General features: G+C 65.7%; 20 protein-coding genes. 7 read left to right on the top strand and 13 right to left on the bottom strand.

Annotated features, from left to right (window positions below; all coding sequences use genetic code 11):
- Positions 1 to 17: 17 nt before the first annotated feature.
- Positions 18 to 455: a hypothetical protein gene (locus IFR14_RS20295; RefSeq protein WP_191942185.1), complete on the top strand. Its 438-nt coding sequence runs from the start codon at positions 18 to 20 to the stop codon at positions 453 to 455.
- 2 nt (positions 456 to 457) lie between these two features.
- Here IFR14_RS20295 and IFR14_RS20290 read toward each other — a convergent pair whose 3' ends face one another.
- The 9 genes from IFR14_RS20290 to IFR14_RS20250 form a co-directional block, all read right to left on the bottom strand.
- On the bottom strand, positions 458 to 943 hold the full coding sequence (locus tag IFR14_RS20290; RefSeq protein WP_191942184.1) for a hypothetical protein: 486 nt from the start codon (positions 941 to 943) through the stop codon (positions 458 to 460).
- Positions 943 to 2,007: a M23 family metallopeptidase gene (locus tag IFR14_RS20285; RefSeq protein WP_191942183.1), complete on the bottom strand. Its 1,065-nt coding sequence runs from the start codon at positions 2,005 to 2,007 to the stop codon at positions 943 to 945. The genes IFR14_RS20290 and IFR14_RS20285 overlap by 1 nt, the downstream gene beginning before the upstream one ends.
- A gap of 89 nt (positions 2,008 to 2,096) precedes the next feature.
- Positions 2,097 to 2,402, bottom strand: coding sequence for an ArsR/SmtB family transcription factor (locus IFR14_RS20280; protein ID WP_191942182.1), 306 nt, complete (start codon positions 2,400 to 2,402; stop codon positions 2,097 to 2,099).
- 3 nt (positions 2,403 to 2,405) lie between these two features.
- On the bottom strand, positions 2,406 to 2,636 hold the full coding sequence (locus IFR14_RS20275; protein WP_191942181.1) for a hypothetical protein: 231 nt from the start codon (positions 2,634 to 2,636) through the stop codon (positions 2,406 to 2,408).
- 87 nt (positions 2,637 to 2,723) lie between these two features.
- Positions 2,724 to 3,125, bottom strand: a complete 402-nt coding sequence (locus IFR14_RS20270) for a hypothetical protein (RefSeq protein WP_191942180.1) — start codon at positions 3,123 to 3,125, stop codon at positions 2,724 to 2,726.
- Between the two features lie 5 nt (positions 3,126 to 3,130).
- A complete protein-coding gene (locus IFR14_RS20265; protein ID WP_191942179.1) occupies positions 3,131 to 3,331 on the bottom strand; it encodes a type II toxin-antitoxin system HicA family toxin in 201 nt (66 codons plus the stop codon).
- 107 nt (positions 3,332 to 3,438) lie between these two features.
- A complete protein-coding gene (locus tag IFR14_RS20260; RefSeq protein WP_191942178.1) occupies positions 3,439 to 4,818 on the bottom strand; it encodes a ParB/RepB/Spo0J family partition protein in 1,380 nt (459 codons plus the stop codon).
- A gap of 42 nt (positions 4,819 to 4,860) precedes the next feature.
- A complete protein-coding gene (locus tag IFR14_RS20255; RefSeq protein ID WP_191942177.1) occupies positions 4,861 to 5,298 on the bottom strand; it encodes a hypothetical protein in 438 nt (145 codons plus the stop codon).
- Between the two features lie 89 nt (positions 5,299 to 5,387).
- On the bottom strand, positions 5,388 to 5,747 hold the full coding sequence (locus IFR14_RS20250) for a hypothetical protein (RefSeq protein ID WP_191942176.1): 360 nt from the start codon (positions 5,745 to 5,747) through the stop codon (positions 5,388 to 5,390).
- Between the two features lie 519 nt (positions 5,748 to 6,266).
- On the opposite strand from IFR14_RS20250, the gene IFR14_RS20245 reads away from it, so the two are divergent.
- The 4 genes from IFR14_RS20245 (at position 6,267) to IFR14_RS20230 (ending at position 8,247) form a co-directional block, all read left to right on the top strand.
- A complete protein-coding gene (locus IFR14_RS20245) occupies positions 6,267 to 6,653 on the top strand; it encodes a hypothetical protein (protein WP_191942175.1) in 387 nt (128 codons plus the stop codon).
- A 17-nt stretch (positions 6,654 to 6,670) separates the two neighbouring features.
- Positions 6,671 to 6,892, top strand: a complete 222-nt coding sequence (locus tag IFR14_RS20240; RefSeq protein ID WP_191942174.1) for a hypothetical protein — start codon at positions 6,671 to 6,673, stop codon at positions 6,890 to 6,892.
- A gap of 201 nt (positions 6,893 to 7,093) precedes the next feature.
- Complete coding sequence (locus tag IFR14_RS20235) at positions 7,094 to 7,606, top strand: hypothetical protein (RefSeq protein ID WP_191942173.1); 513 nt, start codon at positions 7,094 to 7,096, stop codon at positions 7,604 to 7,606.
- Positions 7,603 to 8,247 carry a hypothetical protein gene (locus IFR14_RS20230; protein WP_191942172.1) on the top strand — a complete coding sequence of 215 codons (645 nt, stop codon included), beginning with the start codon at positions 7,603 to 7,605 and terminating at the stop codon, positions 8,245 to 8,247. The genes IFR14_RS20235 and IFR14_RS20230 overlap by 4 nt, the downstream gene beginning before the upstream one ends.
- A 356-nt stretch (positions 8,248 to 8,603) precedes the next feature.
- Here IFR14_RS20230 and IFR14_RS20225 read toward each other — a convergent pair whose 3' ends face one another.
- The 4 genes from IFR14_RS20225 to IFR14_RS20210 form a co-directional block, all read right to left on the bottom strand.
- The gene (locus IFR14_RS20225; protein ID WP_191942171.1) at positions 8,604 to 9,278 is read right to left on the bottom strand and encodes a hypothetical protein; all 675 of its coding nucleotides are present in this window, start codon (positions 9,276 to 9,278) and stop codon (positions 8,604 to 8,606) included.
- 140 nt (positions 9,279 to 9,418) lie between these two features.
- Positions 9,419 to 14,428: a helicase-related protein gene (locus IFR14_RS21535; protein WP_191942170.1), complete on the bottom strand. Its 5,010-nt coding sequence runs from the start codon at positions 14,426 to 14,428 to the stop codon at positions 9,419 to 9,421.
- A gap of 26 nt (positions 14,429 to 14,454) precedes the next feature.
- On the bottom strand, positions 14,455 to 14,976 hold the full coding sequence (locus tag IFR14_RS20215; RefSeq protein ID WP_191942169.1) for a hypothetical protein: 522 nt from the start codon (positions 14,974 to 14,976) through the stop codon (positions 14,455 to 14,457).
- A gap of 284 nt (positions 14,977 to 15,260) precedes the next feature.
- Entirely contained in the window at positions 15,261 to 16,004 is a 744-nt protein-coding gene (locus IFR14_RS20210) for a YfbU family protein (protein ID WP_191942168.1), read from the bottom strand.
- A gap of 157 nt (positions 16,005 to 16,161) precedes the next feature.
- Here IFR14_RS20210 and IFR14_RS20205 point away from each other — a divergent pair, with 157 nt between their 5' ends.
- Together IFR14_RS20205 and lepB are read left to right on the top strand one after the other, a co-directional pair.
- Positions 16,162 to 16,542: a hypothetical protein gene (locus tag IFR14_RS20205; RefSeq protein ID WP_191942167.1), complete on the top strand. Its 381-nt coding sequence runs from the start codon at positions 16,162 to 16,164 to the stop codon at positions 16,540 to 16,542.
- A gap of 29 nt (positions 16,543 to 16,571) precedes the next feature.
- Positions 16,572 to 16,856, top strand: a 285-nt coding sequence (gene lepB, locus IFR14_RS20200; protein ID WP_191942166.1) for a signal peptidase I, incomplete at its 3' end; no start/stop codon positions are given.

Raw genomic sequence — 16,856 nt, 5'->3', positions numbered from 1 at the left:
CTTTCAAGGGCATACTGGTGGTGACGAAAGGGGCCAGGATGGCTGAGTTGACGAAGGCGGCGAAGGCGACGGCGGCGCGCGCGCGGGCGCGCGCCATGGCGGCGACGTTCCGTGAGCGGGAGGACCGGTTGGAGGAGCTGGCGGTGCAGTACTTCACGAGCGCCGATGAGGTCGAGCGGGTGCTGGCGGTTCGTGATCGGGAGGTCGAGCAGGCTGAGCAACGGGCGCAGCGGGGTGTTGAGGTTGCGCGGGCGGCTGGGGATCTCGCGATTCTCGGGATGCTGGATCAGGGGACGTCTCGGAGCGAGGTCGCGAGTCGGCTCGGGTGCTCGTCAGTTGAGGTGCGTCGAGTGTTGGACGCCCGTGCAGCGGCGGTGGCGGAGCCAGCGAGCGAGCCGTCCGAGGTGGAGACGTCGGACAGCTCCGAGGAGTCACTGGGGTCTGCTGCGGCGTAGTTTCAGAACAGTCGCGGGTGGGACGCTTCGACGCCAGCGAGGATCGCTGCGATCGCGTCGGTGTTCCATCCTTCGGTGAGCAGGAGCGTGCGGAGTGCACGTGAGCGTTCGGCGAGAACCTTGCGGGAAGTGCCGCGCAACCGGAGGGTTGTCGCGGCATTTTCGTGCCTGCCCTTCCGGGCGCGGTCGATCATGTTGCTGCGTTGTGTGCCGGGTGCGAGGTGGGACAGCTCGGGGTCGGCGAGGGCTTTGACGCAGAGGGGTGCGTCGCAGGAGTGCTCGAGCAAGGTGCCGCGCTCCAGGACGATGCCGTGGGCGAGTTCGTAGGCGTAGTGGTGTGGGCGGACGGCGCGCTGGGAGCCGTCGCGGCGGATCCAGAAGCGGCCGTAGCCGTCGCCGCTGATCGCACCGACCCAGAACCAACAGTCGCGGACGGTTGGGCCTTGGATGACGTGGGACCAGAAGCGTTCACCCTCGGTGCGGGGCATCAGTAGTTCCGGCTGCACCAGTCGGCGGGACACAGCTCGACGCCGAAGAGGGCCATGAACTTCTCTGGGTCGACCCATCCTGGTGCGTTGGGGTCGGTAGGCAGGGCGGCGACCTTCGGGTTGGTGTTGCCGGTGACGTTGATGCGGAGATCGAGGTGGCATCCCGTTGAGGGTGCCTCGTTGCCGACGACGGCGATGTGCTGCCCGAGGGTGATGGTGTCGCCGACGTTCACGAGGCGCTCGCTCTTGTGGGAGTGGAGGTAGGAGATGGTGAATCCGTCGGGGGATTGGATGGAGAGGTAGAGCCGGTCGGAGACCGTGACCGTGCCAGGGAGCACGGCGTAGATCGGGTCGCCGCAGTGTCCGTTGAGGTCGACGGCAGGGTGCCAGGTGGAAGCTCCCGTGCCGGTGTCCGCACGGGGTCCGAAGTCATCGGTCATCGCGTAGGGCTGGTCCAGTGGGTAGGCGGCTTCGCCCGCCGTGCACCCCTTGCCGGAGCTTCCAGGGGCGGCTGCTCCGTTGAGGGTGTCGACGACGTCGACGGCGTCCTTCCACCACTTCGTATAGTGGTTCGGGTCCGCGTTGACCTGCACGGTGTGGGCAGCCGTGGAGGGGTCCATCGTCTCCCAACCGGGCACGGTCACGAGGCGCTCGAGGAACAGCGTCGCCGAGCGTTGCGGGTCGCATCGGTCGGCTAGGGAACCCCAGCCGTCCTGTTGCTGGAAGAGGCACTTGGAGGTGTTCATCGTGCCGTCTGGGTTGATCGCGTCGTCACCGTGGTCGATGTTTCGCAGGCTCGATTCGCCCATCGCGGTCATGACGGCGACCTGCTGGGCGCGCACCGACAAGCCCATCGCGGTGGCGGCGTTCATGATGTAGGCGGCGTTGATGAGCTGCTCGGCGTTGTAGCCGGCGATGTTCTTGTCGGCGGGGATCTTCGCGATGTCGATCGCGCCGGCCGCGGTGCCGCATCCGGTGCCGGCGGCACTGAGGCCGACCGCGAGAACGATGCCGAGGATGAGCGAGAAGACACCGCCGAACGCAGCACCGAATAGCAGCTTCATCGGCGCACGCCGCTCGGGACGGCGCGAGAGAGTCGGGCGAGCGGTGAGGGCATGCTCGCACCCTAACCCGGTTTGCCTTCTGTGGGCAATCAGTCGAGCGTGGGGCGGAGGATTGCGGCGGCAAGCTCGTTGGTCGCAGCGGTGATCGCGTCCGGGTCTGCTCGCCAGTAGATGATGTTGCCAGTGCCGCGTGGGTGGGTGGCGCGGCGCTCGATGAGGAGTCCGGCGCGCGTGAGGGCGCCGAGGTTGCGTCCGACGCCGTTGCGCGTCAGCTCGAGTTCGTCCATGAGTTCGGCGGCCGTCACCTCATCTCGCGTGAGGGCGAGCTGCAGGATGCGGATGCGTGCCGTCCGTATGGCGAACAGGTCCAGGATGTCGGAGTCGGCTTCGGTCATCCCTCAGTTCTCCGAGTCGTAGGCGGAGGTGCCCGTGAGCACGTAGCCGGGGATCGAACCGTCGTCGATGAGTGCGAGTTCTTCGAGGATCCCGTACATGTCGTCGTGTTCTTCGAACGGCGTCACTCCAGCCTCCCAGCCGCGGCCGTTGCGATGGTCGGCGAGTTTCGCGGCGAGGTAGACGAAGGTCTCCGCCTCGAGAGCGGTCTGGTCGGGGAGCGTGAGGGTCAGCATGGACGGTGCCTCTCGGATTTGCTGATGCGGTGGATGAATCTGCTGATGCTGTGAGCGGTGCGGGCCACCCCAGTGCAGCGAGGGCGGCTACGCGGAGACTTTGTCTCGGTCGTCGAGGAGCTGGTAGACGCGGGCGCGGGTGACGCCGAGGACACGGGCGGCGTCGATGGCACTGAGGCCGTAGGCGTCGCGGAGGGTGCGGGCGGCAGCGCGGCGGTCGGAAGCGGCGCGACTGACGGCGGCTTGTGCCTCGCGTTCAAGCTCGGCTGCTTCAGCGAGGCGTGCGGCCACGTCGGCGGGCTGCTGCACCTGGACGTCGAGGTCGAACGAGTCGGCGGGGATGTCGAGCGCGCCCGCGATCAGGTCGCGGCCCATTTCGTCCACTTCAGAGAGGGTGCGCGCCTGGGTGCGGTAGTCGACATCGACGGCGTCGACCATCCACCAGGAGCCCTCGCGGGTCACGTTGAGTTGGTAGGTCTTGCGGCTCATGCTCATCACTTCCATTCGGTCGGGACGAACCCGATGGTCTTCTCGATATCGCGCAGCACGCCCGGTGATGTGCGCTTGTGGCGGGGGAGTGGAATCGACCGCGCTCCGGGCTTGGTCCACCAGGTGTGCGGTCCGGTCTCCCGACCAACCAGGTATCCCTGCTCTCGCAAGAACCGTTCAACCTCGGTCCGTTTCGCTTCCTTCATGATTCTATTATACCCCCGTCTATACAGTCAATGTCAAGCCTGGGGTATACGCCTTCGAGTGCCGAGGGGTCGGAGGCGAGGGTGCGCCTCGCCCCGACCGTGGATGGTTACTCGGGCGTCACCGTCTCGATGTATCCGGCGGCGATGCGTTCGACGGGGGAGAGGGTGTAGCCCCAGCGTTCGAGCTGGAGGAGGTAGTCGATGTCGGCGGCGTTGGTGGTGCGCCAGGAGTCGCGACTGGTGTGGTGTTCGCGTGCGGAGATCGCGACGGCGAGGGTCACGTGCGCGGCCTTCGTCGGGGTGGCCTCGACGAGCTTCTGGAGTCCGTAGGGGTAGCTGACCCCGGTGATTTCGTCCGCGATGGAGCGGTTGTCGCTGCTGACGAGGAACGCGTGCTGCGTGAACGTCAGCGCTGCGAACGTGTCGGCGTCCTTGGGGAGCGTCTTGCGGTTGATGAACTCCGACAGCCAGGTCCGCCTCGTGGTCTCCGCGGAGTCCCAGGCTTTGTTGTTGGCGATGAGGGTGCGGCGCTCCGCCCGGCGCGCTTCGGCTTCGTCGTCGGGCAGCTCGGACAGCTTCACCTTGGATTGCGTGTTGCCGCCCCATCGGTTGTGGTGGTGCTGGGGTTCGGTGCAGACCCCGTAGATGCGGATATCGCTGTCTTTGAGGCCGTGAACGGCGATGGCGAGCGCGTGGCCCGGGCAGCTGGTGTGTTCCTCGATGCTGATCACTGGGCGGTGTTCGGCGTCGGCTGGGGCGTCGGTGAGCTGGGTGAGCGTCGTGTACTGGCCGTAGTCGTTGGAGGAGAAGGCGCGGATGCCCTGCTGAGTGTGCTCGGCAGTGATGCGGTCGCGGATGGCGTTGATGGCGATGTCGTCGCGGATGCGCTGGACGATGTGGTCAAGGTTGTAGCCGTTCTCGACGGCTTCGAGGATGCGTGCGGCCGCGTCATCGTTGCCGTCGAACTCGGCCAGGCGCATCGCGACGTCGAGAGTGATCGGGTGGCTCTCCAACGCTCCCTTCGCGGTCGCGCTGGCGCTGACGGTGAGGGCGGCGTTCACGGTGGCCTTGCTGGTGCCGGTGGTCTTCGCGATCCGGGCGACGCTGATGCCCTCGAGCGCGAGCTGCTCGAACGCTGCGACCCGGTCGGTGTTGCTCATGTCGTCGCGATTGAAGGAGGTGAGCTGGTCGGTGATCCGAGCGACCTTGCTGGCGTCGGAAGTGCCGAAGATCGCGAGGATCCCCGACAGTCCTGCTTCGCGGGCGGCGAGCAGGCGGCGCTGCCCGTCCCACACGTAGATGGTGCCGTCGTCGCCTCGGCGGGCGAGGACCGGCACACGGACGCCTTCGGTGCGGATCTGCGCAAGGAACTCGTTGGACAGGGTCGGGTTGGTGCGGATGTTCTCGTCCAGGACGGCGGTGGCCGGGTCGATCAGTTCGACGGTCACAGAGGTGGTCGCGGCGGGTGCAGTGATGGTGGTGTTCATGGTGGCTCCTAGGTGTGGGGTTCGACAGGGTGTGGTGGGTGTCTACGCGGCAGCGGTGGGGGTGCAGGCGGCGCAGCGGGTGATGCCGCCGGTGGTGTGGAGGGGGCCTTCATAGGCTCCGCAGTCGGCGCACTCGCGTGCCGCCCGGTACGCGATCACGTCGGGTTCATCTGCGAAGCTCGCGCGCGGGCGGAAGCGGAAGCGCTCGTCGCCCTCACCGGGTTCGGCCGTCGCGTGGTCGTCGTCGCTGAGGCGGGAGCCGTGTGCGTTGACCCAGGGCAGCGGGTCACGGGAATCCGCTGCCTCGCCGTCCCACACCTGGCGGACGATGTGGTCTGCGACGTCGACCTGGTCGAGCTGCTCGAACAGGATGGCGAGGATGTAGCCCTCGGTGACGGAGAGTGAGCCGAGGACGTCGCCGTGGGTCCAGTGGCGGATCATCTGCGCGGCCTCGTCGACGGCGGTGGCGGTGGTGGTCATGTGGTGCTCCTTGTAGGCTGGTGGCAGGCCGGGAACGGTGACACTTCTCTTGTCACCGACCCCGGCCTTTTGGGTGCTGCTGGGGTGGGTTAGTGCGCGGTGAGCGCGGGCGACCAGTAGTGCGTGACGGTCGTGTAGGACGTCACGAGGGCGGCGAGCTGGGTGTCGGTGAGGCTGCCCGTCGCACCGGTTTCCGGGTCAGCGCCGAAGAACATCCCGGTGCCGTGGATCGCCCCGGCGTAGCCGTTGGCCTGCATGATCGCGGTCAGCGCCGCGTTCACGTCCTGGCCCTGGTCCCGGTCGACGAACAGGTCGAGGGTGTCGGTGACCGGGATCAGGTCGTACCAGTCCGAGCCGAGCGCGGCGTTGATGCCGACGACGTCGACGCCGTCCTGGATCCCGACCGCTTCGATGACCGCGCCGGTCGTGATCTTGAGTCCGTTGAGCATTGCTGCCCCCTTCTGTTTTCCGCATCGGGGCGTTTCCCCGATACGCAGAGCAGATGGTGGAGCGGAGGAGGGACCATCAGCGGGCACCCCAAGGGGCGGAAAGTTCTGAGCCGAAATCAGGGAGCTTGCGACCGCGGCTCAGAAGTTTCCGGCACGCAGGGGCCGGCAACGCCGGCCGCGTTGGTCACGGGGGAGAGCCGCCATATGATCGGAGTCTCGGGGAAACGCCCCAGACCCGGCACGGGTCAACACAGCGCCGCCGGCAGGCGGCACCGTTGTTCTCTCTATCCCAGGACGATGCTCGCTGCAGGCACTGGCATGCTTCCGAGTCGCGACTCGAGCGACCTGGGTTCTTCCTTCATCCTCGACTCAGGTTTTTGCCAGGTTCCCTGTGCTTCACCGTCATGACGGTCATCTTGCGGCATCGCCGACACGATCCGGAGTGTTTCCTGGGAATTTTGGGTGCGTTCGAGAGTAGACCGGAATGGCTGTACGAACGCGACTGAAAGGAACACGGAAATGATGAAGTTTACGAAGACCACCAGCGCACTCGCCCTCACCGCGATCCTCGGAATCGGCGGCTCCGTTGCCGTGGCGACACCAGCAGCGGCCGCGACACCGACCCGCGCGTTGTGCGGGAACAGCACCGTCTGGGATGGGAAGGATCCGGACACCTGTGATGGCATCTACCGGCTCTACGACCTCAGTTCCTCTCAGCATGGAGGGAAGATCATCTTCCAAGTCGACAACACGAACTACGCCGCACGCCAGGCCGGCGCCTGGGCTGCAGTCAAGGGCGGCTATGAGGCTGCGAACGATTGGTGCGCTGACAACGTCCTCACGTGCACTGTCGTCACTGGCATCGGCATCGCCATCGTCAGTCCGCTGCTTGCGCCGAGCTCCTAGAGGAATAGGGTGATGACGTGAGTGGAAAGAGAAACCTGAAGCGTATGGCCACGCTCCTAGCGCTGGCTCTCTTCGTGGCAATCGTCGGCGTGCTCGCCCTGTTCGGTGTCATGCCCAACCTGACCGTGCTCCTCATCGCAGCCGTTGCATCAGTAGGCGTCGCAGCGATCACGAGCCAGATCATCCGGCGATCTTCCTCACCGCCGAACAACGGCGAACCAGCCGCATCTGCGCCGTGACCGGACTGCGTCAAGACTGACGGCACCGAAGCACCGTGTGGCCCGCTCTGGCGGGCCACACGCGTTTCTGCTCGAGCTACGATTGTCGCCCGCACTGGCATGTGACGGAGTCTCGGGAAACGCCCCAGACCCGGCACGGGTCAACACAGCGCTGGCAGAGCCGGCACCTGAGTAATCCGGCTGCTTCAGTAGTATTCGCTCATGGGGAATCGTGGAGAAGTGAGTCCGGGCAAGCTGCCCAGGGGCCAGCAAAGAGTTCGTTTGATTGTTGTTGTCCTGGCGGGGGCCGGAGCACTCGTTGCGCTTGCAGCCGCACTGTCTCCGGACATCATGAATGCGCTGTATTCAACGGGAGCCCCGGTCTTCGTCGCGAGCAACGCCGCGAAATTCGGTGATTTGTCCGTGCTTCTTCTCACGTACGTATTTCTCGCGCTGGGCCGCTATAGCGACTCAAAGTTCATCATCGGATGGATTGGTTGGATTCTCTTGCTAGGCGCCTGGTGGATGGGAGTCATGGGTATACCAAGGGCAGGAACTTTCGCACTCCTTCTCGCTGTGGCCAGCGTGGTATTCGCAGAGGTCAGAGACAAGGACAAGGTTTGGATCTGGACCGATGTGCCCGCGCAAACGTCAGTGCAGTCGCAGGGAGCCTCGCCAACAGCACCGTCGGCGCCAGTGACCCCGTCAGGGGCTGCGGATACGGTGACGGAATGAGTGACTTCAGTTCAAGTGTCAATGCCGCGTTCGAAGCTCAAGCAGCTGCGGACCGCTCTGCCGCAGCCGTAGCAGCTCAGCTCAGGCTCACTCATCGGCGTGCCGCAGATGAGGTCCGCCACCTGGCGACAGCGGCGGCCGCAGAGCTCTCCGCACGAGGTGTGCCGACCATCCCAATCCTCGAGCACCATCAACGGCGTCTGACCGGGCACCGCTGCCGTATCGTCGGGCAGGCATGGCCATTCGGGAACGGAAGCCTGCGCACAGACGGCACGCTCCTCAGCGATCGCCCCAGCACTGCGCATGATGCGGCGGCAATCGGCCCGGCCTCAGAGGGATGGACCGATCTCGCAAAGACTCGCGCCTTCACACGCGCGCTGGGACGGCACAAAATCATGATCCTCGCGCCTGTCACCGACGCCATCGCCGCGGGACTGGCAACCGCAACCGCTTCCGCACGAGGTGTTCTGACCATTCGACCGTTCACCACGCAGCTCAACCACTTACCGATCGTCGACGGGAAACTCGCCTTCTACCCCACCGACGACAGCAACCCCATGACCGTCACCGAGCTATTCACCTCGCTGGTCGTCGACGCAGCAACCAAACACGCGACTAGCCACGCCTCCGAGTCGCGTTAGACAGCGGAGCTGCGACCGTGGCTCAGAAGTTTCCAGCGTGCAGGGGTCGGCAGCGCCGGCCGTGTTGGTCGCGGGGGAGTGGGACCATATGATCGCAGTCCCGCGGAAATGCCCCAGACCCGGCACGGGCCAACACAGCGCCGCTGGCAGGCGGCCCGGCACCTCTACCGCTCTCGGGCGCGAGACTCGTTGCCAGGGCTGAAACCCGGCTGTGAGTCAGCCACTGTGGCTTAGATGTGGTTGACGACGTCAATAGCGGCATCTAGACTATTTCATGAAACAACGCCTGGTGCGTCGGGTTTACCCCTCCAGCCAGTCGGACCCCTTTGAGTTTGCTGCGGCCCTCGGGGGTTGTTTCAGTTAAGCGGCGACATTTTGACAGTGTCCGCGGTTCCCGCCTTGAAGATCGTGGTTTTCTCGCGCAATGGCTCGAACCACTCGCCCTCTCGGAAGGCGATACGTCGACGTAGTGTTGACGCGACGACATCGGGTGCCCAGAGCAGGGGTTCGCTGTACGGGGTGCCGCCGTGCATGCGGAGGTTACGGGTAGCGGGGCGCTCCTGGATGGTGCGTTCGATGTGACGGTCCGCGGTCTCCTCAGCACCTTCTCGGCGTCGTTCGTAGACGCACAGGTCGACACCGTGCTGTTCAACGAGGAGGGACGCCATGGAGCACATCGTGAACCACCTGACTTGCTCCACATTCGCGAAGTGCGCGGGGTCAGTATCGACGGTACAGAGCGACACTGAGCCGTCGTGCGCGAGATGCTGCGCGAGGCCTCGGAGCGTTTCCTTCAGCGCTTCGCCGTCCTTCTGGAAGGCTTTGGTCGTGTGCCAGTAGTCACTACCGACGATCTCGAGCAGGGTGTCGCGGAGGGCGTCGATGGCGGGGCCGTCGACGACGACGGCGCTGACGATGTAAAAGGGTTCCCCGTGGCCATCGACGCGGTAGGCCTCGTCGACGAAGGCAATGCTCTCAGGTGATCGACCGTAGAGCTTCTTCAGTCGGCGGTCAGTGAGGTCGAATGGCACAGTTCAGCCTATCGATGCGCGGCGCAGTCGCCCGATGAGAGATTGGGTCCATTGCCGGCCCTTCTGCGTTAGGCCCCATTCGGATTTCGAAGTAGCACCGTGTGGCCCACTCCGGCGGGCCACACGTCTTTCTGCTCGAGCTACAGCTGTCGTCCACGTTCTCGTTGTGGCTCGCTCGGCCAGCCCCTCCTTGGTGGTGTGCTCGTAGGTGCTGTTTCCTCGTTCGCAGCTGGTGTAGCGGTGTTGATCCGCCTCACACGTTCGACGAGTTCGCTGTCGACCACGCGTGGATTGGCGGCGGTTGGTGCGGTGGCGGCGGTCGCCGGGGCTGCGGCCGGTCCGTGATTGGTTGCGCTGTCGGTGATCTGAGCCTCGACGCTGGCCAGGCGTTGTTTGGCCTCAGTGAGGTCGTTCGCGTGCTTGAAGGGGGTGCCGAGGTTCGCTTCGGCGTCGGCGAGGTTCGAGCACGCTGCTTGGTGCTGCTCGGTTGTCTGTTGCAGGAGCCGGGGGAGGGTGGCGATGCGGTTCTCGAGCATTCGGATGAAGCCCATGCCGCTCTCGAGGAGGTCGCCGCGGGGGATGGATACTCCGGCGCCTGGGACGTCGCGCAGCTGCACGCCGATCATGGTGGTGCCGAGCTGTTTCGTGATGCGGGCGTCGAGGGTGAAGCCGCCGAGGTGTCCGAGCTCGCCGATGGCGCGTTCGCTGTTGGGTGCGAGATAGTCGCCGGTGCGGGTTCTGGCCCAGTCTTGGATCGCTGCTGCAGCGTCGGTACGGCTGCGGTAGGGGAGGTCGCGCACGGCCATGGCGAATGCGTCACCGCTGGTGTCGATGATCCGTGGAAGCGCTGCCTCGATGCCGGTGATCGCGCCTTCGAGGTTCTCCATCGTGCGGATGGCTTGCGCTTTGATGGCCACGAGGTTGGACTGGTTGCGGTGCCAAACGCGCTGCAGGCGCTCGAAGCGGGCGACGTCGTTGCTCGCGACGGACTGTTCCAGGATGAGTGGGTTTCCCGAGGCGAGCGCTTTGGTCTCTGCGGCGCTGAGGGCGGCGTCGCCGATGTCGTCGATCTCGCGGGCGTCGAGGGTGCCGCGCATGATCTGTCCGATGAACTTCGCTTTCCGTTCCACGGTCTGCCACATGTAGGCGTCGAAGCTTCCCTCGACGACGTACTGATACACACCGATCTCGGGGTTCTGGTTCCCTTGACGGATGCCGCGACCATGGCGTTGCTCGACGTCGGCGGGACGCCAGGGGCAGTCGACGTCGTGCATCGCGGTCATGCGCGCTTGGATGTTGGTGCCGACGCCCATCTTGGAGGTGGAGCCGAGGAGCACGTCGACGTGGCCGGCCTTCGCTGCCGCGAACAGGCGAGCCTTCTCGGTGTCGTTCTTGGCTTCGTGGATGAACCGGATCCGGTCAGCCGGCATGCCGAGCTCGATCAGGGTGAGCTTGATCTCATCGTAGGCGTTCCACCGTTGCGAGGGTGTGCCGAGGTCGGAGAACACGAGTTGCAGGCCGCCTCGGGCTGGGGAGATGGTGCCTTCGTCGTCGACGAAGGTGAGGTCGCGGGTGTTGCGCCACTCGGTCATGACCTTCTGGGCGACGGTGCGGATCTTGGTGGGGCCGCTGGGGATCGCGTGCTCGTCGACCATGCGCATGTCGAGAGCGCCCTTACGGCCGTCGGTGGAGATCTTCAACATGTTGTCCTCCTCCGGCCTGACCTTCCGGGCGGCGACGTCGTCGGCGCGTTCGCCGAGCTGCGTGACGTACCGCTGCAGCTCCGGGGTCGGGGGGATCGTGACGATCTCAGGACGGCGTTGCCCGTCCTCCCGGACACGGATGAGGGGGACGGGCAGGTTCAACTGTTCCGGGGTCTTCACGTCCGCGAACACGTGCCACATGCGCAGCATCTCGGGGACGTTCTGGAACTTCGCGAACCTGGTCTTCAGCCGGAAGGACCCGGTGGGGGACATCTCCATCTCGGTGACGGTCTTCCCGAACGTCGCCGCCCACGCGTCGAAGCTGTCGATACCGGCGTTGCGGAGCAGGTCGGGACGTAGGAACCGTTGCATGACGTAGGCCTCGGTGATGCTGTTCGCGATCGGGGTGGCAGTTGCACCGATCGCGACGTGTTCGCCTGGTTGTGAGCGCAGGTACTGGAGCTTGGAGTGCAGGTCGCTGGCGCGCTGGGCTCCCGGGGTGATCGCGGCGTCCTGGATGTTGGATGGGGTGTTGAGGTTCTTGTAGTCGTGCATCTCGTCGACGATGAGGTAGTCGATGCCCGTGGACTCGAACGTCAGTCCCGGATCGCGGGGCTTGTCGAGGAGCTTCTTCTGCTGGTTCTCCATGGTCAAGATGGTGCGCTCGATGCGTTTCACCGACATCCGGTCCTCGCCCTGCGCCTGGGCAAGGGAGGCCCGGGCGGCGTCGACTTCGGCAGTGATGTACTCGGCCTCCGCTGCTGGGGAGAGGGGGACCTTCTCGAACGCGGTGCGAGTCATGATGATCGCGTCCCAGTCGTTGGTTGCGGCGCGAGCGACGAACAGGCGCCGCTTGTCGCCGGCGAGGTCTTTACTGGAAGCGGCGAGGATCCTCGCCTGCGGGTAGATCTGCATCCACTCGCGGGAGAACTGCGCGAGCATGTGGTTGGGGACGACGATGGCGGGTTTGCGGATGAGGCCCATCCGCTTCAGTTCCATCGCGGATGCCACCATCTCCGCGGTCTTCCCGGCGCCGACGCCGTGGAAGAGACCGGCGGTGGGTTCCGCGATCGCGCGGGCGATCGCCGCGCGCTGGTGCGGGCGCAGCTTGAACGTCGCGGCGATGCCCGGCAACGAGAGGTACTCGCCCTCGGCACTGTAGTCGCGGAGCACGATCGCGTTGAACCGGCGGTTGTATTCGTCAGCGAGCTGGGTGGCGCGCGCGGGGTCCTCCCATACCCACTCGGAGAACCGTTCGGCCATCTGATCGGCCTTCTCCTGCGCCGCGGTGGTCTCCAACGGGTTCAGAACCCGCCGGACGGAACCGTTGTACTCGATCTCGTCCTCGACGATGACGGCGCGTTGCTCCATCAGTGCGGCCGCGATGTCGGGGGCGGGGCGGCGTTCGGTGCCCCATTCGCTGACCGAGCGGACCGAGCGCCGTTGCTGGCTGCGGACCTCCCAGCCGCCAGGGACCGGGTTCTCGACCCGCACGGTGGCGTCCTTCAGGATGTCCTGCAGGAACGCCTGGTGGACGTGTTCGCTGATCCACACCGCGCCGAGGCTCGCGTGGATGTGTTCCATCGTCAACGGCTCCGGGAGCACCCGCTCGAGCGCGGTGACGTTGACCGTGTACCGGTCCGGGTGTTCAGTGGCAGCGGCGCGGGCCTGGTCGAGCTTGATGCGCACGTCGCCACTGAGGTAGGCCGGGGCATGGATGAGCTCGCCCGTCTCAGGGTCGTCGTAGACCATCTCGCCGAGCTGCTCACGGGCGGCGACCTGGTCGACGTCGAGGAGGCCGGCGATGGTGTCGAGGTCGACCCGGCCCACCCAGTCAAGGCTGACCGCGATGGCCTCGGCCGGGCTGTCGGCCTGGGTGACGGGTGGACGAGGCATCACAACGCGCTGCTTCAACAAAGCCGCCGGTTCGGCGCGCTGGGACTCGTCGTCGAAGATCTCCAACGCCATCACCGTCGGACCGAACGGGTCCTGACGGAGCAGCCTGACCGCGGCGGGAAGGACGCGGGCGGTGATCACCTCACCCGTCTCCGGGTTGGTGCGCCCGGTCGGGCGGAGCGTGTACCGGTTCAGGGCACCGTACCGGCGCTGGTAGGCGTCGTACTGGCGATGCAACTGGGACCGCAACGCGGCGAGCTCCGGGGTGTCCCGCACCTCTGCCGCTTCAGCCTGCAGCAGCTGCACGGCGCTGTCGCGGAGGGTGAGCATCGTGGCGAGCTCGCTGTGGGCTGTCTTCGGCACGGCGAACGGCCGGTACGCGCCGTTCGAGACGACCGAGAAGCTCCGGTCCCGTTCCCTGACGATCGTGCCGTCCCACCGATCCGCCGGCGCCGGCCGGTACTCGGTCATGGCTTGGACGGACTCAGCGCTGCGTGGGGTCATGAACAGCCCGGTCTGCTGGGCGTCGGCGACGACACGGCCGAGCGCTTCCTCGAGCTGCACCGTCACGGTGCTGAGGTCACTGGTGACGTGCAGGGTCTCGTTGCCGTACATGCCGGTGGCGAGGGAAAGGTCACCGAGGATGTTCTCCGGGCGGCGGTCGAAGTACGCGTTGATCTTCGCTGTACCGCCGTTGACGGCTCGTGTGGTGAGGCTTTCCCAGAGGGCGTCTGCCGGCGGCCGGTCCTCTTCGCGACGTCGGAACACGAGAAGGTCGGTGACGACTTCGGTTCCGGCTGTGCGCCGGTGCGCGCCGCCAGGCAACCGGACGGCGCCGACGAGATCCGCGAGCTCGCTCATCTGCCGTCGCGCGGCACCGTTCTGGCTGTCGAGTGTGTAGTGGCTGGAGAGCACGGCGACGAGCCCGCCCGGGCGGGTGAGGGCGAGGGACTTGATGATGAAGTGGTTGTGCAGCGTGTGCTGGCCGGCGTTGTGTGCAGGGTCGTGCAGTCGGACGTCGGCGAACGGGACGTTCCCGATGGCGGCGTCGAAGTAGCCGCGCGGGAACCGGGTGTCGGCGAACGATTCAGCGCGGATCTGCGCCTGCGGATACAGGGCAGCGGAGATCGCCGCTGATGCCTCGTCCAGCTCCACCCCGGTCATCTGCGCCACTGCCGGCGCGAGGCCGATGAAGGTGCCGGAACCGGCCCCCGGTTCCAGGACCTTGCCGCCGTCGAAACCGAGCCGGGACAACGCGTCCCAGGTCGCTGCGACGTAGGCGGGGTCGGTGTAGTGGGCGTTGATGGTGGTGCGGCGTGCCTGCGCGTACTCGCGCTCGCTCAGTACCGCCTGCAGCTGCTGGCGCTCGGCCGCCCAGTTCTCCTTCGTGTCGTCGAACACCTCCGGGATCGCACCCCAACTGGACCATCCGGCCAGCAGCGTCTGCTCGGCAGCGGTCGCCGGCCGCCCATCGGCCTGCACCTGGTGCAGCACCTCGAGCGCAGCGAGGTTCGCCGCGAACCGAGCCTTCGCCCCCGACGGCACGAACACCGACGTCGGGGTGGCGAACGGCTCCGCTACTCGAGCTGCTGCAGGTACCGCTGGTAGCGCCGATCCGCGCTCGCTTGCATCTCGGTCGCGTGATCGGCCAAGAACGCCGTCGGGCTCGGCGCCGCGATCAGCTGCTCGATGAACGTCACCGGCAGCATCCACTCCGCTGCCTGGTCCTCGACCTCCACCGTCAACGGCGGGTGCTCCTGCGCCCGCCACGCCCAGTCCTCCAACGCGTCGTCGACCGCTCTCACCGCCGAGTCCCACTCCTCCCGACCGTGATCGGTCTCCGACTCGATCGCCGCCAACTCCGCGAACGCGATCTCCTCCGCCTGATGTCTGACGCCCTGCAGACTCGCCACTCGATCCAGATACGGCTCGTTCTTCGGCAGCTGCTGCTCCAACACCTCCGACAGCTCCATCACCCGGGTGTCGATCTGTGCTCCCAGATCCCGGAAGAACTCGTCCGGATCCTCCAACGCCGCGAACCTCTCCGGTGCCGCGGCCGCCCAATACTCCCTGGCCTGCTCCTCGAACTTGCTCATCATCCCCACCCTCCTGTTGTGCCCAAAAATCATCAAAACTCAGCTGTCCCGAGACCAGTGCTGCCTCGACCGGTGACGCCTCATCGACCCGACCCTGCTCGAGGTGAGCGTCGGCTTCGGACTCTGAGAGACCCCACAGATCCAGTTCGACCTGATCCGACGAGACCTTCTTCTTGCTGCGTGCCGCCACTGTTCCTCCGAAGCCATGGGTGAGGCTCCGAACTTAACATCAGAATGCCTTCCATTGGCAATCCAAGCGGAGTGGCCAGAAACTGACCCGCCCGCGCCTACTCCCCGCGCTGCGAGGGGTGCGTGGCCGCGACGGCAAGCTGGCGCAGGTCATCGTTGCTCAACACCCAAGCCCTCTCGCCGCGGCCGCTGCGCAAGCTCTCGCGGATCGGCACGAAGGCGCGGAGCATGCGCTGGAACGCATCCAGGAAGGGCATGTGCGAGTTGCCGTTGTCATTCTCCGACGAGAAGACGTCCGCGAGCTCGACCCAGCGCCCATCGGCGATCAAGTAGCGGGCATAGTCAAGCAAGCGAGACTCACGAGGATCGTTCCGATCGAATCCACGGAACCGCAACCTTGCGGCGACCTCATCGTCGACGGGCTGATTCTCCGGCGCGCGAAGTCCCGCCTTGATGAGGCTAAACATGTCGAGAATGTCCATCACGAGCTTGCTCTCGGCGCGCGAGAGTTCTGGGTAGATCCCGGCGAACTCGCGCGAGTACTCAGCCGTGTAGCCCTCCTCGAGCACGTGCGCACGGGCGAGCTCCTCGTCGGCATCCGTGGCGAACTCCTCCACACCGCCGTTCAGGATGGCGAGAATGCGGTGCGTGAGCGCCAGTTGGCGGCGCTCGAACGCACTGAGGCTCACCGGGGCAAGGTCCGGGGCGGTCCGCGTTTCCCGGCCGAGGAGGGCATCCAGGGCCGGCCTGACCACATCGGAGATGGTCTGATTGCGACCGCTCGCGAGCGCTTCGAGGTCGTCCTTGGTTCGCTGGTCGACGCGGATGGTGACGGTGGGCATGGATACTCCTGTTCTTACGGTATTCATTTTGTACACAGTACGACACAGCGGGGTGATTGCCAACCATGACGTCCAGCACCCGGGCCGAACTCGCCATGGGTGAGGTGGAGGGTGAGCTGTGCATCAGTTGCCAGCAGCGGGTACTACGGTCGTCGCCATGAGTGCAGATGACCAGACCCCGACCAGTACCCGTGCAACGGAAGTAACTGGGGGCGTGCCCATTGGAGTGCGGTTCGAGTTCTTCGGCCCCGATGGCCACACCTGCCTGGGGGCGGTCATCCGCGAGGACATTCGCGCCGCGGCCGCTCCTCGCATCGGTGAGCGCTTCGGTCGAGGGACGTTCGATACCGCGGTGCACGGCCTGGTCGGACTCGATGCAGAAGTCCACCAAGTCGACCACTATGTGAGCGTTCCGGGCGCCCGAGAGCGGTCCGCACTCGTGATGGCGGTCGTCCGCTTGACCCACGTGACGCCAAGTGAGCTGCGCACCGTTGCCCCGCTCCTGAAAGAGCAAGGCTGGTCCGTGAACTTGTTCTGACAGCTGAGCGATGACCCTGAGGGAACCAATTGATCGAAACGACAACGCCGGAAACATCATCGAGCCGGCCACACAGGAAGTCTGGATGGTTGTTTGTCCGTGATCTTCTGATCATCGTCGTGATCGCCCTCCTGGCATCGGTCCTGATCAAGTCCTTCCTCGTGCGCTCGTTCTATATCCCCTCAGGCTCGATGGAGAACACGCTGCAGAAGGACGACCGCGTGTTGGTGAATCAGCTCGAGCCACGGCTTCTACCCATCGAGCGAGGAGACATCGTCGTCTTCACAGATCCTGGCGGCTGGCTAGCCCCGAAA

The organism is Plantibacter sp. CFBP 8775 (genome assembly GCF_014839505.1).
Taxonomy (GTDB): domain Bacteria; phylum Actinomycetota; class Actinomycetes; order Actinomycetales; family Microbacteriaceae; genus Plantibacter; species Plantibacter auratus.
Note: the sequence above shows the minus strand (reverse complement) of the source record. Positions and strands in the feature narration are given on the sequence as shown.